Below are 26569 nucleotides of genomic sequence, written 5' to 3'. Positions count from 1 at the left end.
TGGTGTCTCTCCCGCGAAACGGCGCGCAGTCAGACACCACGAACCACCGACACTTTTCACCTCGCACGCCGTTCGTCAAGTATGGTCCGGACCCGAACGCTCATCAACGCGGTCATCGGCGCCGTCATCGGCGTCGCCCTCTCGTTTATCCCCGGTTCACCCGTTCTCGGGGAGCCGTCGCGGGCTTTCTCGAGGGGCCCGACGAACGGACGGGGACGATCGCGGGCACGATCGCCGGGCTCATTACGTTCCTCCCGATCGCGGCCGGCGGGCTCCTCATCTTCGGCTTCCTCGGACTGGGGCTCATCGGCGGCGTCCCAGGCGGTGGCATCGCTTTCCTCTCGATTTTCATCGCCGGTGCTCTCTTGCTCGTTCTCGTCTACACCGTCGGGCTGTCGGCGCTCGGCGGCTATTTAGGGTCCTCCCTCGCCCACGAATATCCCGACAAACAACGACAGACGCGGGAGACGATCGGATTCTCGACGGCGGCGGATCGCCCGTCGCGCACCGCCGACGTGACATCATCCCGGGATCGCGACGTCGATTCAATGTCGACTCGAGACCATGATACCGATACGATGCCGAGCCGAGACCGTGACGGTCAGTCGGATCGATCCCCGTCGGACGGGCTCGAGGGGGATCGCTACTCGGATCGGGACCGAGATCGCGAGTCTGATCACTGATCGCGACTGCGAACGACACCGGCCGATCCGGCGGTCGAGTCACTCGTATCTGAGCGCGTCGATCGGATCCGTTCGCGCGGCCCGCCAGGCCGGATACAGCCCGGCGAGGATCCCGACGAGAATTCCGACGCCGATCGCGAGCGCGACATACTCGAAGGGGTAGACCAGCGGCAGGTCGACGTATTGTGCACCGAGATAGCCGCCGAGGAGTCCCAGCCCCGTTCCCAGGATCGCGCCGATGACGCCGAGGATCACCGCCTCGGTCAGGAAGAGGCTGAGCACGTCGCGGTTCTGCGCGCCGACGGCTTTCATGATGCCGATCTCGCGGGTCCGCTCGGTGACGCTGACGAGCATGATGTTCGCGATGCCGATCGAGCCGACCAGCAGGGAAATGGCCGCGATGCCCACGATGAAGTTCCGAAGGAGATCCAGCACGTCCTGGAGCTGCTGGAGCAGTTCCGTGCTCGTCTGGAACGTGACCTCGAGATTGTCGTCCAGCAGGTCGCTCGCGTCGGACTGGTTGCTCTCGAGGTAGGCGGTCGCGCTCTCGCGGGCGGCATCGATATCGGACTGGTCGGTCGATTCGGCTTCGATGATGATCGCCAGGAAGCGAGCGTCACCGCCGCCATCGTTTCCGTTTCCACCGCCGCTCTCGCCACCGCTCTCGGTACCGTTCTCGCCACCGCTCTCGGTACCACCACCGATTCCCAACCCGGCCGCTTGCTCCGCGTAGTAGGGATCCGTCGGCACGTAGACCCGCGGCGAGGATTCGAAGCCTTCGAACGGGCTCTGTCCCTCGCTGGTGTCGGTGATGCCGACCACCTCGAGGGTCGTGCGCTCGCCGCCGAGGATCGTCACCGCGAGTTCGTCGCCGACGGTGACGTTCTCCTCGAACTGGTTCGCCGCCGCCGGGTTTACCACTGCCTCGCGTTCGCCCATCTCGAACTGTCTCCCCTCAGCCAGCCTGTCCTCGCGGATGTACGACGGCCCCGAAGCGATCAGTCCGTTCCCCTGTGCGACCGTCTCGTTCCCATTCGAAATCGCCTGCGTCTGAATCGTCGCGTAGCCGTAGGCCGCCTCGACGTCCTCAAGGTTCTCAACCGCCTCGAGATCGTCCGGCGTGAAGACGGGCTGGGCACCCGCTAACGGGCCGCCCTCGGTATCGGGGTTGGCGGCCCAGCCGTAGACGTTGCGCTGGTCGTCCGGGCTGATGTCGCCGATGATCCCCGCTTGCAGACTGGCACCCAGCGTGACGAACGCGATCACTGCTGCGATTCCGATCACGATCCCCAGCGTCGTCAGCGCCGACCGGAGCTTATGACCGCGAATGGAACGCCAGGAGAGGCGCAGGCTCTCGAGGGGGTTCATTCGGGATCGGCCTCCCGACGTCCCGACGGTGACTCCTCCTTTGATGCCGAATCTGCATTCGGTGTTGTATCCGTCTCCCGTGTCGATCCCACTGTCGACCCACTGCCACCGTCGCCGTCGAGTTCCTCGATCCGCTCAATCTTCCCGTCGAGCAGGTGGACAATTCGGTCGGCGCGTTCAGCGACGTGGCGCTCGTGAGTCACGACGAGCATAGTCGTCCCGGCCGCGTGAAACTCGTCAAAGAGGTCCAGAATGTCAGCCTCAGTGTCAGTATCGAGATTCCCCGACGGCTCGTCGGCTAGCACGATCGCGGGATCGTTGACCAGCGCCCGCGCGAGCGCCACCCGTTGGCGCTGGCCGCCCGACAGCTCGTTCGGCAGGTGATCCGTGCGGTCGGCGAGGCCGACCCGCTCGAGCAGATCCCGGGCCCGCTCGCGGCGCTCTGTCCGACCGATACCCTGGAACAACTGCGGCAGGGCTACGTTCTCGAGGGCCTTCAGCCGCGGCATCAGGTTAAAGGTCTGGAAAACGAACCCGACCTCCGTCCCCCGGAGCCGGGTCCGTTCGCGGTCCCCGAGGTCGCCGACCGTCCGACCGCCGACGACGACCTCGCCCGCCGTCGGCGTGTCCAGACAACCGACGAGGTTCATCAAGGTTGACTTGCCGGAGCCACTCGGTCCCATGATCGCGGTGTAGGATCCCCGCGGTACCGCGAGGGAGACGCCGTCGAGCGCGTGGACGAGTTCGCCGATCCGATAGGTTTTGCGGACGTTCGAAAGAGATACCGCCGTCTCCCGTGCCATGAGTGGTCGTCCACGGACGGTTCAAAAAAAGTTCGGCGCAACAGTGTGGTCCGCGAGTGAAACGGGCTCGAAGCCGTCCGGCCCTCGTCGCGGCCGGATCGGCGTCGATCCGATCGGCGGCTACCAGTCGCCGCCGGCGGTTCCCTCCTGCATCGGTTCCGCTGCCGTCTCGTCGCCGCGAATGATGATATACGCGATCAGGATGATGATTCCGATCGGGAACAAGAGGAACAGCGATGCTGCGACGCCGAGTCCCCACAGGAGTTCGTTGTTCTCGCGTTTCGAGGCGTCCTTGTACACCCAGTAGCCGGCACCGGCAGCGATCACCAGTCCGATGATGAACCCGATCACCATCCCGATGAGGAACGTCGTGGAGTCGACCCCGGCCGTGTCGCCGCCGGCCTGCAGCGGAAGGAGGGCGAGTTGCAGCATTACACTACCTCACTCGAGTCGCCACTCGATCGAACGCTGGACCGTCGGTGTCGATCAGTATCGCTTCGATCGATGGGTTGCGATGTGAGTTCGCTCATATTTCCGTTCACAAGTGATGTTTCACGAACAGGTATTATATTACTTTCGAACGAATTCTATCAGTGATATTCAAGAAATCTCGACGGAGAAACGAAGAAACGGCGGTAGACGCACGGAAACGTCGCTATCGATGTTCGACGATCGACCGGGGTACTGTCGACGAATTGCTGACTGCGTCGACCGTTTCCCGTGACTGTCTCCCAAACAAGATATTTATATGCTAACCGTAAACACTTAGATAATTAACATGGTAGCCATCACTATCTCTAACGTGACGAAGCGGTATGGCAACGAACTGGCACTCGACGGACTGGACCTCACGGTCGAGAGCGGGGAAATATACGGCTTCCTTGGCCCCAACGGCGCAGGCAAGTCCACGACGATCAACCTCGTGCTCGATTTCATCCGACCGTCCCGAGGCGAAGTCCGCGTCTTCGATCTGGACGCCCGGTCGGACAGCATCGAGATCCGCAATCGGACCGGCATCCTTCCGGAAGGTGCCGAACTGTATGACCGCCTGACCGGTCGTCAGCACGTCGAGTTCGCGATCGAGTCGAAGGAGGCCGACGACGATCCCGACGATCTCCTCGAGCGGGTCGGGATCAGTGACGCCGCCGAGAAGAAAGCCGGCGGCTACTCGAAGGGGATGGCCCAGCGGCTCATGCTCGCGACGGCGCTGGTCGGCAAGCCCGATCTGCTGATCCTCGACGAACCGTCGACAGGGCTCGATCCCAACGGGGCCCGTGAGATGCGGGAAATCATCCGCGAGGAGAAGGCACGCGGCGCGACGATCTTCTTCTCCTCGCACGTTCTCGGCCAAGTTGAGGCGGTCTGTGATCGAGTCGGCATTCTACGTGACGGCCACCTGATCGCGGAGGACACCGTCGACGGCCTCCGCGACTCCATGCCCACCCAGACCCGGCTCCGCATAACGCTCGATCACATCCCCGACAACTCCTCGGCCGCGCTCGAGGCGATCGAATCGGTCGACGGCGTCTCGTCAGTGACGCCAGAGGGCAGGACCCTCGTCGTCGCCTGCGAGGACCGCGCGAAGACGGCCGTGCTGCGGCGGATCGAGGACCACGACGCGTCCGTCGAGGACTTCAAAACCGACGAATCCTCGCTCGAGGACCTGTTCGTGGCCTACACCTCGGACTCGGCCGGCAGTACGGGGGTGATACAATGAGTGCGATCACCGTCGCGAAGAAGGACTTCCGGGATGCCATTCGTTCGCGCGTGCTGATCGGGCTAACCGTGGTGTTCGCCCTGTTTACCGTCGGCGGCGCGGCCCTCGCGTCGTGGATATCGGAGCTGTTCGAGGATGGCGGCGCGGGGTCGACGATTGATCTGATCTTCGCGCTTCAAGCCCCCGCGAGCTTTCTCGTGCCCGTTATCGCGCTGGTCGTCGGCTATGGCGCGATCGCCGGCGAGCGAGAGAGCGGGAGTCTGAAGTTCCTGCTCGGACTGCCTCACAGCCGTCAGGACGTCGTCCTTGGCAAGGTACTCGGCCGGACGGGCGTTGTGGCCGTTTCGATCCTTGTCGGTTTTGCTGTCGGCCTGTTGGGCCTCATCGCGTTCGTCGGTTCGGTCTCGATCGGCCACTACATCGCCTTTACCCTGGTAACGATCCTGTTCGGGTTCGTCTACGTCTGTATCGGCGTCGGTCTCTCCTCGATGACGCGCTCAACGACCAGAGCGGCGATCGGTGCATTCGGCCTGATTATCTTCTTCTGGATCGTCTGGGGAATCATCGGACAGGCCCTACTCTTTGTGACCACAGATTCTCTCGCCGTCGAATCGATCCCCGACTGGTATTTCGTCTACAGTTCCTTGCCGCCGGACAACGCCTACGGCTCCACGATCGAGGTCGTTCTCGGCCAGACGCAGTCGACGATGAGCTCCGACGTGGCGGACCTGCCGTTCGTCGCCAAGCCGTGGTTCGGGCCCGTCATCCTCGCCATCTGGGCGCTCGTCCCGCTCTCGATCGGTCGCTGGCGGTTCAAAAACGTCGACCTCTGATCGCGCCACAAGATGTAACGTTTTTCCCGCCGCCGCTCGCTTGACGAACCATGAAGACGGAGGGCGGCTCCACCGCAGCGAAGCGCCGCGCCGGTGAACGCGCGGCCGAGGACGTCGAGGATGGATTCGTCGTCGGACTCGGCACCGGGTCGACGACCGCTCACGCGATCCGGGCGATCGGCCGGGTTATTGATGACGGCCACGAGGTCCGCGGGATTCCGACCTCGTTTCAGTCCCGCCAGTTAGCACTCGAGGTCGGGATTCCTCTGACCGATCTCGACGCCGTCGACAGCGTCGATCTCGCGATCGACGGTGCCGATCAGGTCGTCGACGATCCGGACGCCCCTTCTCACGGCGCACTCATCAAGGGCGGCGGCGCGGCCCACGCACGCGAGAAACTCGTCGATACGGCGGCGGATCGCTTCGTCGTCGTTACCGACCCCTCGAAGCTGACCGACCGACTCGAGCGCTCGGTTCCAGTGGCAGTGCTCCCCGACGCACATACCGTCGTGGCGGATCGGATCGCGGAACTGGGCGGCGAGCCGACGCTCAGAGACGCCGAGCGAAAGGACGGGCCGGTCGTGACCGACAACGGCAATCTAGTGCTCGACTGTGAGTTCGGGCCGATCGATGACCCTGACGGGCTGGCGACGCGGCTCTCTACAATTCCGGGCGTGGTGGAACACGGCCTGTTCGTCGGGGTAGCCGACGCGACCTACGTCGGCACCGATGACGGCATCGATGTCCGCCGGTACTGAGCCGCCTGCACGTCCTGCTCTCTATTGCGCCCGGCCAGTCTCCTCCGCTCCGTCGCGTCGGGCCGCCTCCGAGTCCGTCGGCGCATCGACCGGCGTCGCGAACAGTCCGGCGATCAGGTAGACCGCCCCCAGCAGGCGGGTCAGTGGGACTACCCACCGTTTCACCTCGAGTTCGTCTGCGTTCTCGTATGCCAGGTGACAGGCCGTCTCGACGACTGTCCGCGGGACCAGCGCCAGAACGAATCCGGCGGTCGCGAGGACGGTCTTACTGCCGGCCGGTGGGCCCGCTTTACGACTGACCAGCCAGACGAACGCGATTCCCTCGAGTCGAGCGATCGGGACCGTCCAGGATCGAAGCCGTCCGGCGTCGGGGTTCGCGAACGCAAGCCGCTCACCGAACCGGATGACCCGTCTCGGGGCGAGTAGCTCGAGCAATCCGATGCCGACCACCAGCACTCGTCGCATCTTGGGGCTCGTCACCGCGAACGGAGCTGGAGTCGGCTCGACGACTGCCCCGAGTCGTCCGTGCTCTCGGCCGCTTTCCTGCCGCCCGCCGACTCGTCGCCCGCACTCCGCGAGAGCAGCGTCACGGTCAGGTAGAGCACGCCCAGCAGCCGTGCTGCGGGCACCACCCACGGCTGTAACTCGAGCCTGTCGGTGTCGACGTAGACCAAGTGCTGGCTGAGTTCGATGATCGGCTGGGGAATGAGGACGAGCGTCAGGCCGGCGAGGCCGAGCAGCGCGGAGATGAGGGTCGATCCCTGTCGGCCGCGGACGAGCAGCCACCCGAAGACGAGTCCCTCGAGCCGGGCACCTGTCAGCGCCAACGGCCGCCGCTCGGTCTCGCCGGGGTTTCGCAGCCCGATCCGTTCGCACAGTCCGATGATCGGCTCCGGTTTGAGTATCTCGACGATCCCGAAGCCGATCAGGAGCTTGCGCAACATGTGTCCCACTCCTCCCACGGCGAGGGGCAAAAACTCGAGCCGGCAATCAGCCGGTCAGCGGGCTGCCGGCAGGTAGCAAGCGAGAGCCGCGTCGCTACCAAGGGTCGACACCGGGTCGCCACAGCTAGCTAGACGCGCCGCTGATCACCGTAGCGTCCGAAAAAATCGCGAACGATCGTCCCTTATAGGTCGCGGGGCTGGACCGTCTTCCGGTCGTTAGCCTCTGCACGTCGGGCGGCGTCTTCGAGGAGCTCGTCGACTTCCTTGTCGAGCGCGTCGTAGAAGTCCGAGGCGACGTTTTTGTCATCGAGCGCTTCCTTGACGGCTGCTTTGACGATAAGATCTGCCATACGATCTACTCGTTTCGCGTTACCTCATATAACGGTTTTGGTTGGTCGTGGAAATACGGGGGTTGCAGCGGTTCATTCGCCCGTTTCGATGACTAGGACCACCGGAAAATATATGTTTGATGAGTGCCCATCCGGAATTTCGTGGCTTTCAAAGCCCGGCATTCGGCTCGCGCGCGGTCCTCCGGGGCTCGCGCGCACGTTCAGCGATACCGAATCACTGAGGATCCGTCTCACATCCGCCGAACCGGGTCGACGGATTCGAGTGTCTCGGTCGTCGATGATCTGTATGCGCGAACTCCTCGAGGCCGTCGCTGACGGCTCGCTGTCGCCGGTGCAGGCCGAAGCCGAACTTAGGGGGTATGTGACCGGTGAAGCGGGCCGGTTCGATGCGGTCCGCGACCAGCGTCGTGGGATTCCGGAAGCGATTCTCGCAGCGGGGAAGTCGGCCGAACAGGTCGTCGCACTCGCCGAAACCGCTCTCGAGACGACGGGGCGAGCACTACTGACCCGCGTCTCCGACTCGCAGTTCGTGGCGCTCGAGACCCATCTCGAGGCGACGGCTCCCGACGCCGTGATCGACCGCTGGAGTACGACGGTCCGCGTGACGACGGCAGAATACGAGCAGCCGTCGCTCGACGCGACGGTGGGTATCGCCACCGGTGGGACTGTCGACGGACCGGTCGCCGACGAAGCGGCGGCCGTCTGTCTAGACGCGGGTGCGACGGTCGATCGGGTCGACGACATCGGTGTCGCGGCGCTGGACCGAACCCTCGATCAGCTCGACCGCCTCCGCGAGGCTGACGTATTGATCGTCGTCGCCGGCCGCGAGGGTGCCCTGCCGACTGTCGTCGCGGGCCTCGTCGACACGCCGGTCATCGGCGTCCCAGTCTCGAGCGGCTACGGGCACGGCGGCGATGGCGAGGCGGCACTGGCCGGAATGCTCCAGTCCTGTACCGTCCTGTCGGTCGTCAACGTCGATGCAGGGTTCGTCGCCGGGGGACAGGCGACGTTGATCGGGCGTGCGATCGACGCCGCTCGAGACTGACGGTCATGCGCCTTTTCGGAAAAATACTTTCCACAACCGGAAAGCCAAACAGTGTATGGAGAAGGCTATTTATCCTTTCGCCCAGTAGATTGTAGTACCGGCTTCGGCCGGTGTGACCAATGCCCAAGTGTGACCACTGCGGTGCGCACGTCTCCGAACGGTTCGCACGCGTCTTCGCCGACGAACACGGTGAGATCCACGCGTGTATCAGCTGTTCAGCCAACGCCGGAATCGCTGAAGCCGCGAAAGAGCGCGCTCGCGGCACCTGACATCGGACCGACACGGGCCGACAACCACGCGCCCCCACGACGAGACGCTTTTTACGCTCCCACACCTGGCCACGAGCGATGGCCGATCACGTCGTCTACGTCCTCGAGTGTGCCGACGGCTCGCTGTACACCGGCTACACGACCGACCTCGAGCGACGCGTCGCCGAACACGACGCCGGCGAGGGGGCGAAGTACACGCGCGGACGAACGCCGGTCGAACTCCGCTATCACGAGGCGTTCGACTCGAAATCAGCTGCCATGTCCCGCGAGTACGAGATCAAGCAACTGCGTCGCACCGAGAAGGAGCGACTCGTCGGGCTCGAATGAGAGCTCGGTTGTGCGATAAACTTTCACCCACCCTGTCTACTATTATCCCGTTACTGTTATTCGAAAAATAGATGCATATTGAGTGTGACAGTAGGCCTGAGATGCAACTCGACGTCGTTGACGATCTGAAGCAACCCAAATACACCGGTGAGAACCGGTGTGAGCCCTGTACCGTGTTGAACCTCCTCATCGCGGCGGTGGTCGGCTCCGTCATCGCGCGGAAGTCCCGCCTCGGCGGCGTGCTCGCCGTGGGGGTATCGATCGCGCTGATCTATCTCCGGGGGTATCTCGTCCCCGGCACGCCGACGCTGACCAAGCGATATCTCCCGCCCGAAATCCTCCGCTGGTTCGGCAAGGAACCCGACCAGGCGATAGCGAGCGGGCTCGGTGCTGTTGACTCGACCGACCGCCCGGCGTCCGGTCACGAGACCACCTTCGACGAGGCCGATACCGTCGAGAGCGATGCCGTCGCTGCAACCGACGCCGACGACGAGAGCGCCGGCGACGAGTCGACCGCCACCGGCGACGAGCCCGCGGCCGTCGACCTCGAGGCCTTCTTCCTCGAGCACGACGTCCTCGAGCCCTGCGCGGATCGGGACGATCTCTGTCTCACCGATGCGTTCGAGGCCGCCTGGTTCGACGAGATCGACCCGCTCTCCGAGTCAGGCGTCGACGTCGCAGCGGCCGTCGACGCCTTCGGGTTCGAGGCCGATCCCGACGAGTTCGAACTCGAGACACAGGGTGAGGGTCGCGCCCTGCTGTCCCGCGCCGGCGGAGCCGGTCGCTGGCCCTCTCGAGCCGCACTGATCGCGGACGTCGCCGCCAGCCGCGCCCTCGAGGCGTGGGTCGACGACTGGGATGCCTTCGACCCCGAGACGAAAGGCGAGGTACTCAACGGGCTCCGGATGTTCCTCGAGACGTGTCCGTCCGGCGGCGACGTTCAGATGGGCGAGGAGGTCGTCGAATCCTGCTGTACCTCCCACGAGGTCGTCGCCGTCACCTGCGAGGAGACGGGCGAACGGCTCTTCGAACAGCGTCTCACTGACGTCGACGCCTGAGCCGCGGTGGCCGCGAGCGCCGACGGTTGACTCGAGGCGACTCAGTCATCGGCCGCCGCGGATCGCGACGACGTGACGCTGGGGTCGATGAACGCGTACTCGGTGATCATCCGGCCGAGCTTCTCGACGCGCTCTTGGAGGGCAGGATCGCGGAACCGACGGCCGTCGATCGCGTCGGGATCGGCTTCGAACTTCTCGGACGCATTTCGGAGCCCGACCTGATGGGGGAGCACCCAGCCGTGGACGCCGCGAACGGTGATTCGCAGGTGATCGAGCGTCGAACCGTAGCTCCCGCCGCCGGCGGTCGCCAGCAGGCCGACGGTCGTCTCTTCGTATTCGTCAAAACCGCAGTAGTCGTGGAAGTTTTTGAGCGCACCTGAGTACGAGCCGTGATAGACCGGCGTCCCGAGGACGACGGCGTCGGCCTCGCGAACGAGACGCGTCACGGTCTCGGCGTCGCCCTGATCGCCGGCGTCGGGATCGTACACAGGGAGGTCGTACTCGCGGAGGTCGAGCAGCGTCGTCTCGGCACCGGCCTCGTCGGCCGCTTGGAGGACGTACCGCAGCGCCGTCCGCGTGTAGCTCGCCTCGCGGAGGCTGCCACTGACGGCGACGACGGTGGGAGCGGGTGTCATACCCGCACTACGCGGCCGATTCGGAAAACGCCATTGCTCGCGCAAGGTACATTGCATCGGCGGCCCCCTCGCGTCGCCGCCCCTTCGTCTGCCGTCGACCAGCGTCGCTTTTTTCGCGGCCGGCGATGACCACCATGTATGGAGACGATCAGCTTCGGTACCGACGGCTGGCGGGCGACGCTTGAGGAATTTACGGCCCCCGCGTTCGGATGGTGGGGCAGGCGGTCGCGACGTATCTTGTGGACGAAGGACTCGAGGGGCCGGTCGCGGTGGGGTACGACGCCCGCGAGAGTTCGCGCGGGTTCGCCGAGGAACTGGCGCGAGTGCTGTGTTCGAACGGCATCGACGTGTTGCTCTCCGATCGGGACCGGCCGACGCCGCTGGTCGCCTACGCGATTGCCGACCGAGATCTCGCGGGCGGGCTCGTGATCACTGCCTCCCACAACCCGCCGGAGTACAACGGCGTGAAGTTCATCCCCGAGGACGGCGCGCCGGCCCTGCCGGCCGTCACCGACGCCATCGCAGATCGGCTCGCCGAACCCGACCCGCTTCCCGAGAGCGAGCACGGGACCGCTCGCGAAGTCGATTTCGCCGACTCGCATGCCGACGCCGCCCTCGAACTGGCCGAGTCGATCACCGGCAACACAGACCTTTCCGAACTCAGCGTCGCCTACGACGCCATGCACGGCAGCGGTCGCGACACGACCGACGCCCTGCTCGAGCGTGCCGGTGCCACCCTCGAGCGCTATCGTTGCGAGCGGGACCCCGAGTTCGGCGGCGGCTCGCCCGAACCCGCCGCCGAGAACCTCGAGACCCTGATCGAGACGGTCACGGACGACGAGAGCGACGTCGATCTGGGGATCGCAAACGACGGCGATGCCGACCGACTCGCCGTCGTGACACCTGACCGGGGCTACCTCGACGAGAACCTGTTTTTCGCCGCGCTGTACGACTTCCTGCTCGAGGACGCATCGGGTGCGGCGGTTCGGACCGTCTCCACAACGTATCTGATCGACCGGGTTGCCGAGGCCCACGGCGAGACCGTCCACGAGGTTCCGGTCGGCTTCAAGTGGGTCGCCGAGGCGATGGCCGAGGGCGACGCGCTGGTCGGCGGCGAGGAGTCGGGCGGCTTCACCGTCCGGGGCCACGTCCGAGAGAAAGACGGCGTCCTGATGGCGCTGCTCGCGGCCCTGATGCACGCCGCGGAACCGCTCGACGAGCGGGTCGATCGACTGCTCGACGAACACGGCACCGTCGTCCAGGACAAGATCAGCGTCGACTGCCCCGACAGCGAGAAATCGCGGGTGCTCGCGGACCTCGAGGACGTGATCCCCGACACCGTCGCCGGAACGGCGGTCGAGGACATCAACACCGCCGACGGGTTCAAGCTGCTGCTGGCCGACGGCTCGTGGCTGCTGGTTCGACCGAGCGGAACCGAGCCCGTGTTGCGGGTCTACGCGGAGGCAGCGGACGACGAGCGGGTTGTGAAGTTGCTCGAGGCGGGGCGGGAACTGGTCGAACCGCTGGTGTGAAGGTACGGCCGGCCGTCGAGGCTGTACTAGTCCGTTGACAGTGTTCTCTGGTGAGTCGATAGGTCGGCGGTGTGGGGTCACTTCTGCCAGATAGAGGTTAGTAGTTCTCCCGTCTTCGGATCAAATTGATACTCGTAGCCGTCAGTTATGTATCCGGAGAATTAGCCGGTCTCCCGGGTGATCTATGCAGGTCGATGCTACGAAATCCTCGACCGTCAGTCCACGGTCTTCACGCACGTTTCGTACAACCGTTTTATTGGGTTCGGCAGCGTCACTACCATATGGCAGATTTTGTCCCTCTGAATACGTCTGGATCTGGTACGTGAGTTCGATCGGCGATAGAAAATCCCCGAACGAGTCGAACGACTGCGTACCGAGCGTCGTCATTTCGGTCAACTGTTCGGAACACGTAGCTGCGTCTGATGGGATAATAAAGTCCCAATTGACCCCGCTATCGGTGGAAACAGCCACGTGATCGTGGTTCTTGCTGGTCATGATTCGAGCGTGATCGTTTCTTTTGTTCCGTCTGTTGCTCGGAGACGAATTCCGTCTGCCTCTATTTGTAGTTGATTGCCTCCGGGCCGAGGCGATGAAATCGGACCCAGTGACCCCGGACTCAGTAATTCCGCTTCATTCTACAGATCGTGCTTAGATCGAAGTGTATTATTCCTCTGTCTCCTCAATGTTTGCTGATTGTTTCCGACCCTCTAGGAGCTCAAGTACTTTTTGCAAATCTGAAACTGTCTCCGAATCCGTTAGCTGCGGATTGTGCTCGAGTATATATGCAAGCAGCCGCTGACCAACCTGATCGACAGCAGAAACGAATGTATCGGACGTTGTGATTGTTGTCTCTATCAATTCTGGATACTCGTCTGGATCTTCGACTGCTTCCCAGATTAGCCGATGGGACACTTCTACTTCCTCCTCATCAGAGGGTTTGATAACCAAATACGATGGTCCATTATGGTTCACGATTGTTCTCTGTTCCCCATCGAGAACATCGATTCCGCTATCAACTAATCTGATTACAAAATCTGTGACCCATGTTGGCAAGTATTCGTTTTTGCCACCCACGAGATACTCGTCACCAGTGCTGATCCGGATACCACCGATCGGATCAGGATTACCGTTTATTAGGGATTCTCGAAACGCACTGTCGTCCCGAAAATCGATCCACAGTTTGTCTCTACTAGTCATTTTACCCATCCATCGTTCCATTTTGCAATATCATTTCCAGCTTCAGGAAACGCTGTTTCTACCGATCCATCGCGTCGAATGACAACACGCATCCGTTTAATTCCTTCTTGAGGAACTGGCCGAAGCATATATTCGGTCTTTCCAATCGCTCTTCCGCCTGAAGTCTCCCCATCTTTAATTGTCTTGTAGATCAGATCGTTAATTTCATTCGGATTCATTTTATTTGGAAGTGAACGAGTCTCAATCCGTTGACCGATTGGCCAGAAGCTTGTGACTCCATCCTCAGAAACTGCATCTTTTCCAACCCCTTGGATATGCCGTTGTTCGATATGTCTCCAACCAAAGTCGCTATTTCCCTGTTCTATCCATCTCAGCTCCCCATCTCTTTTCACGATTAGGTTTGTTCCGTGAATATCCGCTTTTTCGCCGACTTGGAGTATGTCGTTGGAGCTTAGATCAGGGTCAATGTTCCTATATTGACCAGAGTTTGCGCCACGATGCGCGTAAAACTTTGCCATCCGATCGACCGCCGCAGTATCTTCGTCCAGCAAATGCCGCACATCCTCAGGACTATCGAGATCATCGACGAACGCCCGCACCGCACTCGAGTCGGAACTCCGCGAGAGCCGGGCCGCCAGCGCCGCCTGCTCGCTCGAGGAGAGTTCGTCGGCGTGGCGTATTCCGTCGAGTTGCGTAAGCGCATGGTCGAGTCCACCGGCGGTTTCGATTCCGTGATCGTCGCGGAGGTATCGCTGGACAGTCGGCGCGTCCACGTCTGGGTTACAACCGTTGGCGACGACCCGATGTGTGATCTTTCCGGCCCGCGTACCCGGCGCATCGATCTTCCCCAGACCACGGGCGGAGTCGAGGTTCTTTCCGACGTCATCGACCAGCGTACCCATGCTCGAGGATTTGGAAATGCCCTTAGTACCGATGGCGGCTTCAGCGATAAGGTAGGCGGCGTATCCCTCGTATTAGCCCGAAGCGTACTTGCAGTCCCTCGACGTCAACTGATCAGTCGACTCGCTCTGCGGGAACGCCGACAACGGTCGCGCCGGGTTCGACGTCGCTCGTGACGACCGAGCCGGCACCGACGGCCGCGTCCTCGCCGATCGTGATGTCGCCCAGCAGCGTGGCGTTCGCGCCGAGTTGTGCGCCCTCCTCGACCGTCGGATGGCGCTTGACCGGTTCGTTCGTATCGCCGCCGAGCGTGACGCCATGGTACATATGTACGTCGTCGCTGATTTCGGCCGTCTCGCCGATGACAACGCCCATTCCGTGATCGATCGTCACGCGGCGGCCGATCTCGGCGGCTGGATGGATCTCGACGCCGGTCAGCCAGCGGACGAGGTGGGAAAACAGCCGCGCGAGCAGGCGACAGCCGGCTCCGCGGGACCAGCAGCGGTGGGCGAGCCGATGTGCCCAGACCGCGTGGAGGCCCGGATAGCACAGCAGGACCTCGAGCCACCCCGTCGCGGCGGGGTCACGCTCGCACATTGCCCGAACGTCCTCACGCACGCGTCTGAACATCGCTCTCCGTCGTGATCCTCGCGTGAACGGTCGCGGAGCGACGCTGGCCTCGAGTCGACGGACGAGTCGCCGAGCGACAACACCGATCCACGGCGTGCCGAATATAGTTCCGGACGGTACACGCGGTGGAGCCGGTGGATACCATGTCCGAACGTAGCAGTGGGGTGAGTGTAAAAAGATTCGTTTCCGGCGTCGACGTCACTTCCCGCGAGCGAGCCGCGTGCCGATGCGTTTCGGGAGTCTCGCGTCCTCGACTGCGTCTTGGACGGCGTCGATATCGTATTCGACACGGTGGGTGTCGACCGTCAGTGCGTCGAGATCGAGGACCGCATAGCCCGCCCGCGGATCACCATCGCGTGGCTGGCCGACGCTTCCGGGGTTGACGACGATGCCCTCTGCGAACTGCCGCACGCCCTGATCGTGGGTGTGGCCGAGTACCAGTACGTCCTCGTTGCCCAGCAGCCGCGGCGAGAACTCCTCGGGATACGTGTACCGGGTGTATCGGTCGGGATCGTCCGGATGCCCGTGGACTAGCTTGACGCGGCCGTCGCACTCGAGCCGTTCCACCGGGAGGCCGGCGAGCCACTCGAGTTGCGCATCCGAGAGCTGCCGTTTGGCGTATTCGACGCCTGCTTTGGCCATCCCGTTGAACCGGAAAGGGGTGTCCCCGACGACGGCGGCGTCGTGGTTTCCCATCACCGTCGGCACGTCCCGCGTTCGCAACTCGTCGACGCAGTCGCCGGGCCAGGGGTTGTAGCCGGCGACGTCGCCCGCACAGAGGATCTCGTCGGCTGGCGGCATGTCCTCGAGGACGGCCTCGAGGGCGACCCGGTTGCTGTGGACGTCCGAGATGAGTCCGACCTTCATGCTCGGGGATAACAGCCCGAGAGGTTTGTAGGTTATCCGGCGGCAACTGCTTCAACGGTACTATCGGGAGAGCCAGCGGACGTTCACTACTGGACAACGATGTACTGCGCCAGTTACCGATATGTTCCTTGTCTGCTAAATATGGATTGCTAAATACAGAGAACAATTCCAGCAAAAGAGTGGACATACTACTCGTTCCGCCTAAAAGATTTATTGCGTTACATGTTGGCACACCACACGGTGGTTTCGAAATGGCCGAACAATGGCAACTCGAGGGGACTACGTCGAAGCCTGCAACTGCGACGTCACGTGCCAGTGCATCTGGCTGGAACCCCCCGATGACGACGTCTGTACGGTGTCGCTAGCGTGGCATATACGGGATGGGCGGTACGGGGACATCGACCTGAGCGATTTGTCCGTCGGTATGCTCATCTCCACTGAAGCGGGTGTCATGTTCGCTCCCGATACTGGGTGGAATGTCGTGCTCCTCATCGACGAGGCGGCCGACGACGACCAGCGGGCCGCACTCGAAGACATTTATTTCGGACGAGCCGGGGGTATCTTCGCTCCCGTCGCCGACACTCACGTCGAAACCGTCGAGGCCGCAACCGTGCCCGTCACGTTCGACCGGAACGGTGCGGACTTCTCCGTGGAGATGGGAGACGTCGTCTCCATGACGGTTGTCGGGAAGAGGGGCTTCAATGAGGACCTCGGTACCATCTCTCCCCATCCGCTCACGAAGAGTCGGGAGATGCAGACCGGAAAGTCAACGACAGCCACTGTCACCTACAACGACGAGTTCTCGTGGGACGTCTCGGAGAACAATTCGTACTTCGGTGACTTCGAGCTGGCGAACGCCTAACGAATACATTTATAAAACCGTCATTTTTCCATGCGGACACGTGAATCGTTCCGGAAGCGATTCACTCGCCGACGTATTCCAGCTGTCGCGCTTGTCACATACGTGATCGCACTGCTCGCGTGGGCGGCGATCATCGGGCGCTGGTTCCCGATGCCGGAATCGGCACACGGATCGCAGCTGTCCGACCCCGGAGCACCGGAGACGATGGCGCTTTCGAACGGTCTCACCGGTGTCGGTCTCTATCTATTCATGTGGGGTGTAATGATGATCGCGATGATGTACCCGTCGTCAGTACCTCTCTTCCGGCTGTACTACGGGACACTCGAGGGGACGACGAAAGCGGGAAGATGGGCGCGGGTAGCGGCGTTCATGGGGACATATGCGCTGATGTGGATGCTAACGGGGGTCATTCCACTTGTCGTCAACGTCGTGGTTCCGATTACCATCATCGCGCACGAGCACGGCGGCCTTTTAGTGGGCAGTGCACTCTTGCTGCTGGCGGTGTATCAGCTCTCCCCCTACAAGTACCGGTGCCTTCGGTACTGCCGATCTCCGCTCGGTTTCCTCATGGGACACCACCAACGAGGGATTCGTGGTGCCGTGCGAATGAGTTGGCAATTCAGCGTCTTCTGCATCGGGTGCTGTTGGGCCCTGTTCGCGTTCGTGGTGGTCGTGGGCTCAATGAATATCGTGTGGATGGCGCTGATCGCGGTCGTGCTCTCGCTCGAACGGACAGTTGCATGGGGCGAGCGACTGGCATACGCAGTCGGCATACTCGCTGGCGCTACCGGAATCGCTCTCATCGTGATCACCATCCCGTAGAACCATCCCGTCGCGGTCGGTGACTACCCGCGTCGCACTCAGCATGACTCGGTGACGGTTATCTGCAACTGATAAAATCCGTTCCGACCGGTGCGTCCGCCTATCGAGCAACACATCTATAGTAGCTACTGAAAGTCACTGCACACCCGATCGCACGACGACTGTATGATCGATGTGTAACTTGTTTCAGTTGTCACTATAGCTAAAATACCGGCCCTGTCTCGATCAGTCGCCGTTCTCGATCGCCGTCTCGAACCCGTCTTCGGTTCGAGCCACACCGGCCGCACAGACCGCGTGCTCGAACTCGAGGTCATAGACCTCGCTCGCGGCCGCCTCGGCACTCCCCGCCTCGAGGTCGATCGATTCGGGGGAATTCTTCTCGTAGGTCGCGACCAGTGTCGGCTCGTCGACGGTCTCGACGAGCAGGGCGTCCTTGCGCACCGTGCCGATCAGGGCCTCGCCGTCCCCACCGATCGTCGCCGCGATCCGGGGCGTGTCGTAGTCATCTTTCTCGTAGTCAAGCGCCAGCAGACTCTCCGCCAGTGCGTCGCGGGCCGGATAGCCGAGTTCGAGTTTCTCCGCGATCGGATCGACGTGCGAGCCGTTACCGAAGGCGGCCGTCTCGCCCGTCGGCGTCTCGACGACCCGCAGGCAGTTATAGGAGACGTAGGGGTTGTCTGTTGCCGGGGCATCGTCGGTGGGACCGACGGTGAGTGCCTCGTCTCGAGCGGTGATCTCCCGGTTCGGGAATGATCGCGAGGAGACGCGGTATGCTCCGACTTCGGGGCCGACAACGACGAATCGTCCGACGTACATACTCAGGGGTGCGCGAGAGAACGGAAAAGGGGTATCGGTTCGCACTCGAGCGGCCGTAGTCGCTACATCGTCCGAGTGTTTATATGAGATCGCGCGGCGAACGGCGGTGTGGCTACGGAGGACGACTGTCTCAAGGCGTTACGAGAGGCCGCCGAGCGACTGGGCGAGTCGCCGACGAAAGCACAGTACGAGGAGCTGGGGCTGACGCCCGCCTCTGCGACGATCATTCGAACGTGTGGGGGCTGGAACGACGCGAAAACAGAGGCGGGACTAGAAACAGCGTACTCGAGAGGGTCTCGAGTTGGGCCGAAACCGGACGATGTCGAGCTTCCCGAGGATACGTCTTGGGAAGAGCTTTCCGTCGACCAGCGGTGGCACTATCGAAATACTAAGTGGAACACGGAACGGACGTTACACCGCCGCTCTCACCTTCGATCCTGGGTTAACGATCGAAAGCGCGAACAAGGGTGCTCACAATGTGGTGTCGATACTGCTGCATGTTTAGATTTTCACCACACTGATGAAACGACGAAGCGAATGGCAGTTGGACGAATGGTGACCTTCGGCTACGGGAAAGAGACACTTCGTGAAGAGATTGAGAAGTGTGACGTCTTGTGTGCTAACTGTCACCGGGTACTTCATTACTCCAAACCGGAGCAAGAACGCAGGCAATGGACTCACAATCTAAAGCGTGACGCAGGGTGTGATCGATGTGAAGAGTCAGATCCTGCCTGTTTGGATTTCCATCACTTCGGTGATAAAAAGGAAGCAACTGTCGCAAAACTCGTCTCGAATGGGCAACCGAAAGATCGTATTCGTACCGAAATTAATCGCTGTCGCGTTCTCTGTGCAAACTGCCATCGAACGGAACACTACGTCCCACCGATGCCGTAATCTCCATCAGGGTCGGTGCCTATACAGAGTTCCCCGACGTTCTGATTCGCGACTGAGTTCGTAACACTCTAATACGAACACCAACTACGAAGGGATACGTCGTCGGCAATCGGAGCCGGCGAGCACATGTCAAGTCCATTAGGGTAGTGGCCAATCCTCCGAGCTTCTGGGGCTCGGGACGCTGGTTCGAATCCAGCATGGACTACTTCTCTGCCGTTTCGACTCGAGCACTTCACCAACCTTGTCCCTCGGTTTCCAGTTGAAACGAAGGGGTCACTGTGGCGAATACTCCATTACCAGAACCCATATTGGGATGACGCGCATAGCTAGCGGCAATGAACCGACGGCAGTTTCTCGCAGTAGGCTCGACGGCGGCCGTGACGAGCGTCGCGGGGTGCCTCAGCGGTGACGGCGGACAGGGTGACGGATACGGCCCGAAACCGGAATCGGAACCCGAAGAGCGGTCGATCGACACGAGTACCTATCAGACGAAAGCATACGACGGTATCGAGGTGCCACTGGCTCCCATCGAGGACGTCTTCTACTGGTATCAGCGACAGGAAGCACGGGTGGCTGATGCACGTAAATCAAACCAGTACGAGAACGCGCATATCGCCGGGGCACCGCTGAGCCCTGCCCCGGACGGCGGTTCGGACGATCCGATCGCAGACTGGTCCACGGATGATCGCATCGTCACCTACTGTGGCTGTCCCCACCACCTCTCCGGACTGCGTGCCGCATCGCTGATCGACAACGGTTACGAGGAGGTATACGCGCTCGACGACGGATTTCAGGCGTGGATCAATTCCGGCTATCCGCTCGAGGGCTCTGAGGTCTCGGAGGATCGGGCGACCTACCACATTCAGGGACAGTCCGACGCTGCCTACGCCGGTGAGATGGTCATGCTCGAACAACTCGATGCAGAGCGCGCCGAAGCCGCACCGATCGCCGAGGACGGCTCGTACACGCTACAACTCCACTACGCGGGCTCGACAGACTCCCGGTTCAGGGTCGAGGCCCCCGATTACACGACCGAAGGGACGCTCGCGGAACTGACGAGCAACACTCTCACGGCCTAAATTACTCGCTCTCGGGCCGTCCGTAGGCACCCTCCCGCTCGAGTTCGCCTCGCTTTCGAAGCACGGCCGGCGTCCGGCAGATCCCCGGTGCACCGGTCACCTGCGGCACCGTACAGTTGTTGCAGCTCTCACAGAGCGCGCGCGGATTTTCGTCTCTCGATTCGGTCTCGAGCAGCCGCGCCCCTAACCGCGGTTCGGCGTAGAAGGGCGGGCCATGCCGACCATGTCGCAGGCCGGCTCCGCGTCGCTCGAATCGCCGCCAACCCCACTCTCCGTCCTCGAATCGAGCAGCCGGTCCATCTCCGCTCGCCCGCGGATCCCGCCCTCCCCGAGGACGGGAATCGACACCTGCTCGCGCACGCGGCGGCAGAAGTCCTCGTTCCATGCCGGTTCGAAGTCGTACTGCAGCGACTGGATTCGGTTCGCCGCGGCGACGAGTCGCCTGCGCGTCGCGCCGCCGAACGCCGCGTCGTACTCATCCTGAAGTGCCTCGTTGTCCCACGCCCGCTCGGGGTACTCCCCGCGGACGATGCTCATGTCCCAGACGACCGACGTCTGGACGGGGACCACCGCGTCGTAGCCGATCTCCTCCAGCCGGCGGGCGATCTCAACCCCATCCTCGAGTGAAAGCTTCCGACGAACGATCGGCGCGGGCGGCGCTGGCGTTTCGGCGGGGACTTTGGTCAGCAGGGGCACGTCGCCCGCCCGCTCGCGGATCTCGTCGTGGACGACCGCGAGAAAGTTCAGACGGGCCTCGGGCGAGCCGCCGAACTCGTCGGTCCGCCGGTTGTAGAACGGGGACAGGAACTGCTGGACGATCCCCATGTTCGCGCCGGCGAGGTGGATCCCGTCGTAGCCCGCCTCGACGGCCCGAGCCGCCGTGCGACCGAAATCGGCTGCGAGGTCGTACACCTCCGCCGTCGTGAGGACGTGCGGATCGTACTCGAGGAATCCTAGCCGATCGAGCAGTCGCAACTGCCAGGGCGGCTCCGAGACGGCGAGTTGCTCGAGGTCCGGATGCTCCGCGCTGTATTCGGCGTGCCAGGTCTCCATGCTTCGGAGCCCGCCGTGCTCGAGTTGGACAACGATCCGGCTCCCGTGGTCGTGGATGCGGTCGGTGAGTCGTGACAGTCGTGAGACGAAGTCGGGGTCGTGGACCCGGGTCATCCCTGGGGCGGCACAGCCACCCTCGCCGCGGACGATCGTCGCGCCCTGACAGAGGAGGCCGACGCCCGATTCGGCGGCGGGCTCTAAGTCGTCGATCAGCGTGTCGACCGCGTCGGGGCCGTTGCCCGCACACTCGAGCAGCGGCGCGCGGTAGAGCCGGTTGGGGATCGTGACGCCGCCGATATCGATGGGCTCCTCGAGGGTGGCCATGCAGGGCGTATCAGGCGGCCGTACAAGAGGGTAGTGCCAGTCCGGAGTCGGTGGGATCGTCTCCCTCGAGACGGATGCTACGACGTATACCTATCTCGAGTTGGATTGTAACGGTGACGTGTGAACTGAGCGTCCTGCGTCCGTGGCAACGAGGGACTCCACGCCCTCCCAGCCGATTCGTTCACTCGCAGGCTCGCTCACTTCTCACTTATCCCTCGCGTGCGTTCGAGCGACAGTTCGTCATCGGCTCGCGGTTCCCGACGGTCACCGCTCACTTCCGAACCCCTCACTCCGTTCGGGCCTCGCATGACTCACTGACGCTCAGCACGCGCCACCGCACGGCGGTTGGCCAGTTCCGGAGTGAGACGAAGAGCGATAGCAGACGGTTGTTAGGGCGGCAGGACGACCGCCCGGCCCTCGATTTCGTTGTGCTCGAGCCGTTCGGCGACCGTGTTGATCTCGTCGAGGTCGTGGCGCTCGGTGCGCAGTTCGACATCGCCGCGGTCGACGAGTGCGACGAGTTCCTGGAGTTCGGCGTACTTGCCGACCAACGTACCGCGGAACGAGAACTCGCCGTTGACCAGCGCCTGACTGGGTTCGTGGACGTGGCCGCCGTAGCCGACGATATGGTGGTCGCCGCCAGCGGCGACGATTTCAGGTGCCAATCCGGTCGTCTCGTCGGCCCCAACGAAGTCGACGACCTGCTGGGCTCCCTCGTCGTCGGTCAGGTCTCCGATCACGTCGGGGAGGTCCTCCTCTGTGGAGTTGACGGTGTGGCGAGCGCCTAACTCTTCGGCCAGCTCGAGCGCTTCGTCTTTGATGTCGACGGCGACGATGTCGGCGGCGCTCATCGCCTCGAGGCACTGGAGCCCGATGTGGCCGAGCCCGCCGACGCCGATGATAACGGTGGTGTCGCCGGGGTTCAGTTCGTCGACTGCTTTCTTGACGGCATGGTAGGCCGTGATCCCCGCGTCGGCGTGGGGCGCGATCTCAGTCGGATCAACGCCATCGGGCAACGGGATCACCGCGCGCTCGTTGGTCTGGAGGTACTCCGCGAAGCCGCCGTCGATGGTGAGGCCGTTGAACGCGCTGTTCTCACAGTACATGTCCTCGCCGAGTCTGCAGGGCCGACAGATGCCACAGGTCTGGACGGGATGGCAGATCACCGGATCGCCCTCCTCGACCAGCGTCACCTCCTCGCCGGTCTCGGCAACGATCCCGGCGTTCTCATGGCCCAGCGTCATCGGCAGGTCCTGTGGCGCATAGTCGGCCCACATCCCCTCGATGATGTGGTTGTCAGTCTGACACCATCCTGCCCCCTCGACCTCGACCAGTACCTGATCGGACCGCTCGAGGGCCGGCCGGTCGACGTCGTCGATCGAGAGTGCGTCGCTCATTTCCTCGGTGTACTCGTGGAGTCTAGCTGCTTGCATGGTACTGAGTCACAGTTCACCGCCATTCGTGATAACATTCCCCTCGCGTATCGCCGACCGTGAATATTTATTTCTTGATACTAGTTCGAAGAACCACTAATTTTGACCGGAGAAGATGATGCGAGAGGTAGAATTCAGATATGTCTGAAAAAGAGTAATGTGGTGTGGTATCGATATACACTGTGCGATGTATCAGCATAACGGAGAGGAAATCTTCGTCATCGACGGCCACGTGCACCTGTGGGACGCCACGGAGGAAAATATCAAACATGAGGGCGGGGAGGAGTTCATCCAGTGCTTCTACGACTATCACACGACGTTTACGCCCGAGGAGCGCCAATGGGACATGTCCGAATACCGGCAGTACGGTGCCGAACGGATGGTTGAAGACCTGTTTTCGAATGCTGCTGTCGACATGGGAATCTTCCAGCCCACCTATCTCACCGACTTTTACGAAGAGGGATTCAACACGACCGAGCAAAACGCCGAACTCGCGACCGAGTACCCAGAACGGTTTGTGCTCAACGGCTCGTTCGATCCGCGTGACGCGGACCCGGGTCTCGAGTACCTCGAGGAACTCCACGAGAAATACGAGATTCCCGGCGTCAAACTCTACACCGCGGAGTGGCGCGGCGACTCGAAGGGTTGGCGACTCGACGACGAGGAGGCCTTCGAGTTCCTCGAGAAGTGCTCCGAACTCGGCATCGAGAACATTCACGCACATAAGGGGCCAACGATCCGCCCACTGAACCGCGACGCCTTCGATGTGGCGGACGTCGACGACGCGGCCTCATCGTTCCCGGAACTCAACTTCGTCGTTGAGCACGTCGGGCTCCCTCGCCTCGACGACTTCTGCTGGATCGCCGCCCAGGAGAACAACGTCTACGGCGGGCTCGCGGTCGCCGCGCCGTTCGCTCAGAACCGGCCAGGAAAGTTCTCAGAGATCATGTCCGAACTCCTCTGGTGGCTCGGCGAGGACCGGGTCATCTTCGGTTCGGACTACGCCATCTGGAACCCCGACTGGCTCGTCGAGGAAGTCCTCGAGGCCGAACTTACACAGGACGACCGCATGGAGTACGGCGTCGAGTGGGACCTCGAGACGAAACAGAAGGTCATGGGAGAGAACATCGCTGACCTCTACGACATCGATATCGAGGAAAAGAGACAGGCCTTCCAGAACGACGAGATCAGCCAACAGTTCGACCTCGAGGACCACTACGCCAGCGGGGAACCCGCGCCGGCGGACGACTGATGAGTACGCTGCCTTCCGACGGCTCCGCTCCCACGCGGGCGGCCGTCCGTGACCGATTGGACCGAGTCACCGATCCGGAACTCGATCGCTCGATCGTCGAACTCGACTACGTCGATCGGATCGAGATCGACGGCGGCCGCGTCGGCGTCGACCTCACGCTCCCGACGGCGTGGTGCTCGCCGGCCTTCGCTTGGATGATGGCCGTCGACGCCTGTGACGAGGTCGAGTCCCTACCCGCCGTCGAGAACGCTCGCATCACGCTCCACGAGCATATGCACGAGGCGGAGATCAATCGCGGCGTGAACGAGGGGCTCTCCTTCGCCGACGCGTTTCCGGACGCCGACGGCGACGTCGACGCAGTCCGTGCGGAACTCGACGACAAAGCTCGAGTCGCCCGACAGTACGACGCGGTCGAAACGCTGCTGGACGCGGGTCTCGATGCCGAGGCAATCGTCGGACTCCGACGGCGGGACCTCGAGCACGACGCTTCCAAATCCGACGGGGGGCCTCCTGAGACCGTCGCCGTCTACGTCCGTGACCATTCCTTCGCCGTCAGCGTTCCGGCGGAGCCGATCGAACGATACCTCGAGAAAGCCCGCGAAACGAACCTCGTCTCTGATCCGGCTGACGTCCTGTTTCGAACGCCAGAGGGCGAGCCGATCGACGCCGACTCGTTCGACCTTGTTCATCGACGAGGACGGCTCGCCCAGGTCAATATGTCGAGTCAGGGCGGTATCTGCGACGGGCTTCGAGACGCGAGAGAGGGTCGTCTCGAGGGGTCTGCGGACGACTGAGGCACAGGATCGATCCGCGCGGTTCTTCTCTTCTGCTCCGCGCCGCTCAGCCGGCAAGCGCTCGCAGCAGGTCGTCGTCGGACTCGTTCGTGTCGGCATCCGTGTCGTCCGCCCACTGCTCGGTTTCGGTGCGCTCGAGCGTCCCATTGCGGTCCTCGACGGTCGCGTCGTCGGGCGCGGCCCACGGGGCGAGCGTACAGTCTCGTCGTTCCATCCCCGCGTCCTGCTCGACGAAGATGTCGGTTCGCAGCTCGTATTCGCAGTGGACCGCGTCCTCGTCGTCGGGGATCGTTCGCGTCTCACCGTTAATCTGCATCGCCAGTTGGGCGCGCATCTCGGCGTCGGTGACCTCCTCGTTATCCGCGTGCGTCGCGAACCAGGTGGCGACATCGTCGTTGTCCATTTCGGCGACGAAGGTGATCTCCCGGCTTTCCTGCGGTGGGATCGTCGCGTTGGACGCCCCGTTTCGAACGTCGACCTCGTTGGCCTCCCAGTGAGCGACGGTCACATTGTTGAATACCATCTCACCGGTGAAGGCCGGGGTCGGTAGCGAGTAGGCATTCGGGTTGTACACGTCGAACGTGAGGAAGAGCTCGGTCCGATTTTCCGTTACGTTCCCCCACTCCGCACTCGTGTCTCGAACCTCGACGGTCGGCTCGACCGTCCGACTCGCGGGATCTGACTCCCCGCCGATCGGCGAGAGCGAGTGTTCGCCCTCGCTCTCCGCGAGGGTCCCCTCGATCATCATCTCGAGGTCGGTTGCCTTCTCGTCCGTGTAGGTTCCTGACGGCGAGCCAGAGAGCGGGCCGACGTCGACGTTGGCGGTCGTCTCGACCGCGAGCTTGCTCACTTCGCCGTTCCGAACGTGCGAGGCCCACCACGCCGGCAGCTGCTGGTATCGCAGATCCGTTCGGAGCTCTGTCGTCGTGTTGCCCGCCGGGACGCTCACGTCGTCAGCTGATCCCGTCGCAAGTTCGACGTCGTTCATCGCCAGCGTCTACTCGACGCTCGTCCCGCCGAGCGAGATCGCCGGATTAGGGTTGTCGATCCAGACCGCGGTGATGACTTCGATCTTGTCGTCGGAAACGTCGCCCCACGCGTTGTCCTCGAGGCCGGCGTCGGGGACCCCGATCACACCGACGGCGAAGAGCCCGCCGAGTGTCGCAGCGATGCCGACACAGCAGACGAGGAAAATCTGCGCTACCTTCTTTCGCATATGTAGAGGGCCACGAATGGGATCGAAATATAAGGATGCCGTTTAGAACGGCCCGATTAAAATACCGGGGTCGGTCTTCGTGACAGGCCGCCGGAGCGACGGTCTCGA

The 26569-nt window shown here is 62.5% G+C and carries 30 protein-coding genes, 1 tRNA gene and 2 pseudogenes; 16 read left to right on the top strand and 17 right to left on the bottom strand.

What is annotated here, in order from left to right:
* Positions 1-2: 2 nt before the first annotated feature.
* Positions 3-683 carry a DUF5518 domain-containing protein gene (locus K6I40_RS19105; RefSeq protein ID WP_345779405.1) on the top strand — a complete coding sequence of 227 codons (681 nt, stop codon included), beginning with the start codon at positions 3-5 and terminating at the stop codon, positions 681-683.
* A gap of 39 nt (positions 684-722) precedes the next feature.
* On the opposite strand, the gene K6I40_RS19100 is transcribed toward K6I40_RS19105, so the two are convergent.
* The 3 genes from K6I40_RS19100 to K6I40_RS19090 all read right to left on the bottom strand — a co-directional run bounded on the left by K6I40_RS19100 (position 723) and on the right by K6I40_RS19090 (position 3286).
* Positions 723-2051 carry an ABC transporter permease gene (locus K6I40_RS19100; protein ID WP_222915470.1) on the bottom strand — a complete coding sequence of 443 codons (1329 nt, stop codon included), beginning with the start codon at positions 2049-2051 and terminating at the stop codon, positions 723-725.
* Positions 2048-2854, bottom strand: coding sequence for an ABC transporter ATP-binding protein (locus K6I40_RS19095; protein ID WP_222915468.1), 807 nt, complete (start codon positions 2852-2854; stop codon positions 2048-2050). The genes K6I40_RS19100 and K6I40_RS19095 overlap by 4 nt, the downstream gene beginning before the upstream one ends.
* 120 nt (positions 2855-2974) lie before the next feature.
* On the bottom strand, positions 2975-3286 hold the full coding sequence (locus K6I40_RS19090; RefSeq protein ID WP_222915466.1) for a hypothetical protein: 312 nt from the start codon (positions 3284-3286) through the stop codon (positions 2975-2977).
* A 346-nt stretch (positions 3287-3632) separates the two neighbouring features.
* On the opposite strand from K6I40_RS19090, the gene K6I40_RS19085 reads away from it, so the two are divergent.
* The 3 genes from K6I40_RS19085 to rpiA are packed head-to-tail and all read left to right on the top strand — an operon-like array spanning position 3633 to position 6162.
* A complete protein-coding gene (locus K6I40_RS19085; RefSeq protein ID WP_222915463.1) occupies positions 3633-4571 on the top strand; it encodes an ABC transporter ATP-binding protein in 939 nt (312 codons plus the stop codon).
* A complete protein-coding gene (locus tag K6I40_RS19080; RefSeq protein WP_222915461.1) occupies positions 4568-5404 on the top strand; it encodes an ABC transporter permease in 837 nt (278 codons plus the stop codon). Before K6I40_RS19085 ends, K6I40_RS19080 begins: the two co-directional genes overlap by 4 nt.
* Before the next feature lie 50 nt (positions 5405-5454).
* Complete coding sequence (rpiA, locus tag K6I40_RS19075) at positions 5455-6162, top strand: ribose-5-phosphate isomerase RpiA (RefSeq protein ID WP_222915459.1); 708 nt, start codon at positions 5455-5457, stop codon at positions 6160-6162.
* Between the two features lie 21 nt (positions 6163-6183).
* Here the strand turns inward: rpiA and K6I40_RS19070 are convergent, their stop codons facing one another.
* The 3 genes from K6I40_RS19070 to K6I40_RS19060 all read right to left on the bottom strand — a co-directional run bounded on the left by K6I40_RS19070 (position 6184) and on the right by K6I40_RS19060 (position 7456).
* On the bottom strand, positions 6184-6627 hold the full coding sequence (locus K6I40_RS19070; protein WP_222915456.1) for a hypothetical protein: 444 nt from the start codon (positions 6625-6627) through the stop codon (positions 6184-6186).
* A gap of 11 nt (positions 6628-6638) precedes the next feature.
* Positions 6639-7106, bottom strand: coding sequence for a hypothetical protein (locus K6I40_RS19065; RefSeq protein ID WP_222915454.1), 468 nt, complete (start codon positions 7104-7106; stop codon positions 6639-6641).
* Positions 7107-7288: 182 nt separating this feature from the next.
* Entirely contained in the window at positions 7289-7456 is a 168-nt protein-coding gene (locus K6I40_RS19060) for a DUF1931 family protein (RefSeq protein ID WP_222915451.1), read from the bottom strand.
* Between the two features lie 286 nt (positions 7457-7742).
* Here K6I40_RS19060 and larB point away from each other — a divergent pair, with 286 nt between their 5' ends.
* The 4 genes from larB (at position 7743) to K6I40_RS19040 (ending at position 10155) form a co-directional block, all read left to right on the top strand.
* Positions 7743-8501: a nickel pincer cofactor biosynthesis protein LarB gene (gene larB / locus K6I40_RS19055; protein WP_222915449.1), complete on the top strand. Its 759-nt coding sequence runs from the start codon at positions 7743-7745 to the stop codon at positions 8499-8501.
* Between the two features lie 119 nt (positions 8502-8620).
* Positions 8621-8770: a hypothetical protein gene (locus tag K6I40_RS19050; RefSeq protein WP_222915446.1), complete on the top strand. Its 150-nt coding sequence runs from the start codon at positions 8621-8623 to the stop codon at positions 8768-8770.
* Positions 8771-8848: 78 nt separating this feature from the next.
* Positions 8849-9097 (top strand): GIY-YIG nuclease family protein, encoded by a 249-nt coding sequence (locus tag K6I40_RS19045; RefSeq protein ID WP_222915444.1) that lies wholly within the window; start codon positions 8849-8851, stop codon positions 9095-9097.
* 101 nt (positions 9098-9198) lie between these two features.
* Positions 9199-10155 carry a hypothetical protein gene (locus K6I40_RS19040; protein WP_222915442.1) on the top strand — a complete coding sequence of 319 codons (957 nt, stop codon included), beginning with the start codon at positions 9199-9201 and terminating at the stop codon, positions 10153-10155.
* Positions 10156-10196: 41 nt separating this feature from the next.
* Here the strand turns inward: K6I40_RS19040 and K6I40_RS19035 are convergent, their stop codons facing one another.
* Both K6I40_RS19035 and K6I40_RS28615 read right to left on the bottom strand, forming a co-directional pair.
* Positions 10197-10790 carry an NAD(P)H-dependent oxidoreductase gene (locus K6I40_RS19035; protein WP_222915438.1) on the bottom strand — a complete coding sequence of 198 codons (594 nt, stop codon included), beginning with the start codon at positions 10788-10790 and terminating at the stop codon, positions 10197-10199.
* Positions 10791-10797: 7 nt separating this feature from the next.
* Entirely contained in the window at positions 10798-10926 is a 129-nt protein-coding gene (locus K6I40_RS28615; protein ID WP_255681778.1) for a hypothetical protein, read from the bottom strand.
* A 2-nt stretch (positions 10927-10928) separates the two neighbouring features.
* Between K6I40_RS28615 and K6I40_RS19030 the strand changes: the two are divergent.
* A pseudogene (locus tag K6I40_RS19030) lies at positions 10929-12322 on the top strand (phosphoglucomutase/phosphomannomutase family protein).
* A 663-nt stretch (positions 12323-12985) separates the two neighbouring features.
* Here K6I40_RS19030 and K6I40_RS19025 read toward each other — a convergent pair.
* From K6I40_RS19025 to K6I40_RS19010, 4 genes are all read right to left on the bottom strand, one after another.
* Positions 12986-13519, bottom strand: a complete 534-nt coding sequence (locus K6I40_RS19025; protein WP_222915437.1) for a hypothetical protein — start codon at positions 13517-13519, stop codon at positions 12986-12988.
* A complete protein-coding gene (locus tag K6I40_RS19020; RefSeq protein WP_222915435.1) occupies positions 13516-14421 on the bottom strand; it encodes a hypothetical protein in 906 nt (301 codons plus the stop codon). The genes K6I40_RS19025 and K6I40_RS19020 overlap by 4 nt, the downstream gene beginning before the upstream one ends.
* A gap of 112 nt (positions 14422-14533) precedes the next feature.
* On the bottom strand, positions 14534-15049 hold the full coding sequence (gene cysE / locus K6I40_RS19015; RefSeq protein WP_222915433.1) for a serine O-acetyltransferase: 516 nt from the start codon (positions 15047-15049) through the stop codon (positions 14534-14536).
* Positions 15050-15247: 198 nt separating this feature from the next.
* Positions 15248-15916: a metallophosphoesterase family protein gene (locus K6I40_RS19010; RefSeq protein WP_222915431.1), complete on the bottom strand. Its 669-nt coding sequence runs from the start codon at positions 15914-15916 to the stop codon at positions 15248-15250.
* A gap of 262 nt (positions 15917-16178) precedes the next feature.
* Here K6I40_RS19010 and K6I40_RS19005 point away from each other — a divergent pair, with 262 nt between their 5' ends.
* Complete coding sequence (locus K6I40_RS19005; RefSeq protein WP_222915429.1) at positions 16179-16778, top strand: DUF1326 domain-containing protein; 600 nt, start codon at positions 16179-16181, stop codon at positions 16776-16778.
* Positions 16779-16808: 30 nt separating this feature from the next.
* Positions 16809-17600, top strand: a complete 792-nt coding sequence (locus K6I40_RS19000; RefSeq protein WP_222915427.1) for a DUF2182 domain-containing protein — start codon at positions 16809-16811, stop codon at positions 17598-17600.
* A gap of 225 nt (positions 17601-17825) precedes the next feature.
* Here the strand turns inward: K6I40_RS19000 and K6I40_RS18995 are convergent, their stop codons facing one another.
* Positions 17826-18416: an IMP cyclohydrolase gene (locus tag K6I40_RS18995; protein ID WP_222915424.1), complete on the bottom strand. Its 591-nt coding sequence runs from the start codon at positions 18414-18416 to the stop codon at positions 17826-17828.
* 108 nt (positions 18417-18524) lie between these two features.
* Here K6I40_RS18995 and K6I40_RS18990 point away from each other — a divergent pair, with 108 nt between their 5' ends.
* The 3 genes from K6I40_RS18990 to K6I40_RS18980 all read left to right on the top strand — a co-directional run bounded on the left by K6I40_RS18990 (position 18525) and on the right by K6I40_RS18980 (position 20389).
* A complete protein-coding gene (locus tag K6I40_RS18990) occupies positions 18525-19310 on the top strand; it encodes a hypothetical protein (protein ID WP_222915422.1) in 786 nt (261 codons plus the stop codon).
* Positions 19311-19442: 132 nt separating this feature from the next.
* A tRNA-Gln gene (locus tag K6I40_RS18985) sits at positions 19443-19515 on the top strand.
* Positions 19516-19645: 130 nt separating this feature from the next.
* The gene (locus tag K6I40_RS18980) at positions 19646-20389 is read left to right on the top strand and encodes a rhodanese-like domain-containing protein (RefSeq protein ID WP_222915419.1); all 744 of its coding nucleotides are present in this window, start codon (positions 19646-19648) and stop codon (positions 20387-20389) included.
* A 1-nt stretch (position 20390) separates the two neighbouring features.
* Here K6I40_RS18980 and K6I40_RS18975 read toward each other — a convergent pair.
* Together K6I40_RS18975 and K6I40_RS18970 are read right to left on the bottom strand one after the other, a co-directional pair.
* Positions 20391-21766: pseudogene (locus K6I40_RS18975) on the bottom strand (NADH:flavin oxidoreductase).
* 389 nt (positions 21767-22155) lie between these two features.
* Positions 22156-23199, bottom strand: a complete 1044-nt coding sequence (locus K6I40_RS18970; protein ID WP_222915417.1) for an NAD(P)-dependent alcohol dehydrogenase — start codon at positions 23197-23199, stop codon at positions 22156-22158.
* 187 nt (positions 23200-23386) lie between these two features.
* On the opposite strand from K6I40_RS18970, the gene K6I40_RS18965 reads away from it, so the two are divergent.
* Positions 23387-24451, top strand: a complete 1065-nt coding sequence (locus K6I40_RS18965; RefSeq protein WP_222915415.1) for an amidohydrolase family protein — start codon at positions 23387-23389, stop codon at positions 24449-24451.
* Positions 24451-25245 carry an iron-sulfur cluster assembly protein gene (locus K6I40_RS18960; RefSeq protein WP_222915413.1) on the top strand — a complete coding sequence of 265 codons (795 nt, stop codon included), beginning with the start codon at positions 24451-24453 and terminating at the stop codon, positions 25243-25245. The genes K6I40_RS18965 and K6I40_RS18960 overlap by 1 nt, the downstream gene beginning before the upstream one ends.
* 46 nt (positions 25246-25291) lie before the next feature.
* On the opposite strand, the gene K6I40_RS18955 is transcribed toward K6I40_RS18960, so the two are convergent.
* Both K6I40_RS18955 and K6I40_RS28610 read right to left on the bottom strand, forming a co-directional pair.
* Positions 25292-26233: a Water stress and hypersensitive response domain-containing protein gene (locus K6I40_RS18955; protein WP_255681774.1), complete on the bottom strand. Its 942-nt coding sequence runs from the start codon at positions 26231-26233 to the stop codon at positions 25292-25294.
* Positions 26234-26242: 9 nt separating this feature from the next.
* Positions 26243-26461 (bottom strand): hypothetical protein, encoded by a 219-nt coding sequence (locus tag K6I40_RS28610; protein WP_255681772.1) that lies wholly within the window; start codon positions 26459-26461, stop codon positions 26243-26245.
* Positions 26462-26569 lie beyond the last annotated feature (108 nt).

Origin of the sequence: Natrinema sp. SYSU A 869, from assembly GCF_019879105.1 — an archaeon.
Taxonomy (GTDB): Archaea; Halobacteriota; Halobacteria; order Halobacteriales; family Natrialbaceae; genus Natrinema.
This window is presented reverse-complemented; position numbering and strand designations above follow the sequence as displayed.

Excerpts from the sequence above, each read along its gene's own strand:
- K6I40_RS19100 (WP_222915470.1), bottom strand. The coding sequence starts at position 2,051 with ATGAACCCCCTCGAGAGCCTGCGCCTCTCCTGGCGTTCCATTCGCGGT.
- K6I40_RS19095 (WP_222915468.1), bottom strand. The coding sequence starts at position 2,854 with ATGGCACGGGAGACGGCGGTATCTCTTTCGAACGTCCGCAAAACCTAT.
- K6I40_RS19090 (WP_222915466.1), bottom strand. The coding sequence starts at position 3,286 with ATGCTGCAACTCGCCCTCCTTCCGCTGCAGGCCGGCGGCGACACGGCC.
- K6I40_RS19085 (WP_222915463.1), top strand. The coding sequence starts at position 3,633 with ATGGTAGCCATCACTATCTCTAACGTGACGAAGCGGTATGGCAACGAA.
- K6I40_RS19080 (WP_222915461.1), top strand. The coding sequence starts at position 4,568 with ATGAGTGCGATCACCGTCGCGAAGAAGGACTTCCGGGATGCCATTCGT.
- rpiA (WP_222915459.1), top strand. The coding sequence starts at position 5,455 with ATGAAGACGGAGGGCGGCTCCACCGCAGCGAAGCGCCGCGCCGGTGAA.
- K6I40_RS19070 (WP_222915456.1), bottom strand. The coding sequence starts at position 6,627 with ATGCGACGAGTGCTGGTGGTCGGCATCGGATTGCTCGAGCTACTCGCC.
- K6I40_RS19065 (WP_222915454.1), bottom strand. The coding sequence starts at position 7,106 with ATGTTGCGCAAGCTCCTGATCGGCTTCGGGATCGTCGAGATACTCAAA.
- K6I40_RS19060 (WP_222915451.1), bottom strand. The coding sequence starts at position 7,456 with ATGGCAGATCTTATCGTCAAAGCAGCCGTCAAGGAAGCGCTCGATGAC.
- larB (WP_222915449.1), top strand. The coding sequence starts at position 7,743 with ATGCGCGAACTCCTCGAGGCCGTCGCTGACGGCTCGCTGTCGCCGGTG.
- K6I40_RS19050 (WP_222915446.1), top strand. The coding sequence starts at position 8,621 with ATGCCCAAGTGTGACCACTGCGGTGCGCACGTCTCCGAACGGTTCGCA.
- K6I40_RS19045 (WP_222915444.1), top strand. The coding sequence starts at position 8,849 with ATGGCCGATCACGTCGTCTACGTCCTCGAGTGTGCCGACGGCTCGCTG.
- K6I40_RS19040 (WP_222915442.1), top strand. The coding sequence starts at position 9,199 with ATGCAACTCGACGTCGTTGACGATCTGAAGCAACCCAAATACACCGGT.
- K6I40_RS19035 (WP_222915438.1), bottom strand. The coding sequence starts at position 10,790 with ATGACACCCGCTCCCACCGTCGTCGCCGTCAGTGGCAGCCTCCGCGAG.
- K6I40_RS28615 (WP_255681778.1), bottom strand. The coding sequence starts at position 10,926 with ATGGTGGTCATCGCCGGCCGCGAAAAAAGCGACGCTGGTCGACGGCAG.
- K6I40_RS19025 (WP_222915437.1), bottom strand. The coding sequence starts at position 13,519 with ATGACTAGTAGAGACAAACTGTGGATCGATTTTCGGGACGACAGTGCG.
- K6I40_RS19020 (WP_222915435.1), bottom strand. The coding sequence starts at position 14,421 with ATGGGTACGCTGGTCGATGACGTCGGAAAGAACCTCGACTCCGCCCGT.
- cysE (WP_222915433.1), bottom strand. The coding sequence starts at position 15,049 with ATGTTCAGACGCGTGCGTGAGGACGTTCGGGCAATGTGCGAGCGTGAC.
- K6I40_RS19010 (WP_222915431.1), bottom strand. The coding sequence starts at position 15,916 with ATGAAGGTCGGACTCATCTCGGACGTCCACAGCAACCGGGTCGCCCTC.
- K6I40_RS19005 (WP_222915429.1), top strand. The coding sequence starts at position 16,179 with ATGGCAACTCGAGGGGACTACGTCGAAGCCTGCAACTGCGACGTCACG.
- K6I40_RS19000 (WP_222915427.1), top strand. The coding sequence starts at position 16,809 with ATGCGGACACGTGAATCGTTCCGGAAGCGATTCACTCGCCGACGTATT.
- K6I40_RS18995 (WP_222915424.1), bottom strand. The coding sequence starts at position 18,416 with ATGTACGTCGGACGATTCGTCGTTGTCGGCCCCGAAGTCGGAGCATAC.
- K6I40_RS18980 (WP_222915419.1), top strand. The coding sequence starts at position 19,646 with ATGAACCGACGGCAGTTTCTCGCAGTAGGCTCGACGGCGGCCGTGACG.
- K6I40_RS18970 (WP_222915417.1), bottom strand. The coding sequence starts at position 23,199 with ATGCAAGCAGCTAGACTCCACGAGTACACCGAGGAAATGAGCGACGCA.
- K6I40_RS18965 (WP_222915415.1), top strand. The coding sequence starts at position 23,387 with ATGTATCAGCATAACGGAGAGGAAATCTTCGTCATCGACGGCCACGTG.
- K6I40_RS18960 (WP_222915413.1), top strand. The coding sequence starts at position 24,451 with ATGAGTACGCTGCCTTCCGACGGCTCCGCTCCCACGCGGGCGGCCGTC.
- K6I40_RS18955 (WP_255681774.1), bottom strand. The coding sequence starts at position 26,233 with ATGAACGACGTCGAACTTGCGACGGGATCAGCTGACGACGTGAGCGTC.
- K6I40_RS28610 (WP_255681772.1), bottom strand. The coding sequence starts at position 26,461 with ATGCGAAAGAAGGTAGCGCAGATTTTCCTCGTCTGCTGTGTCGGCATC.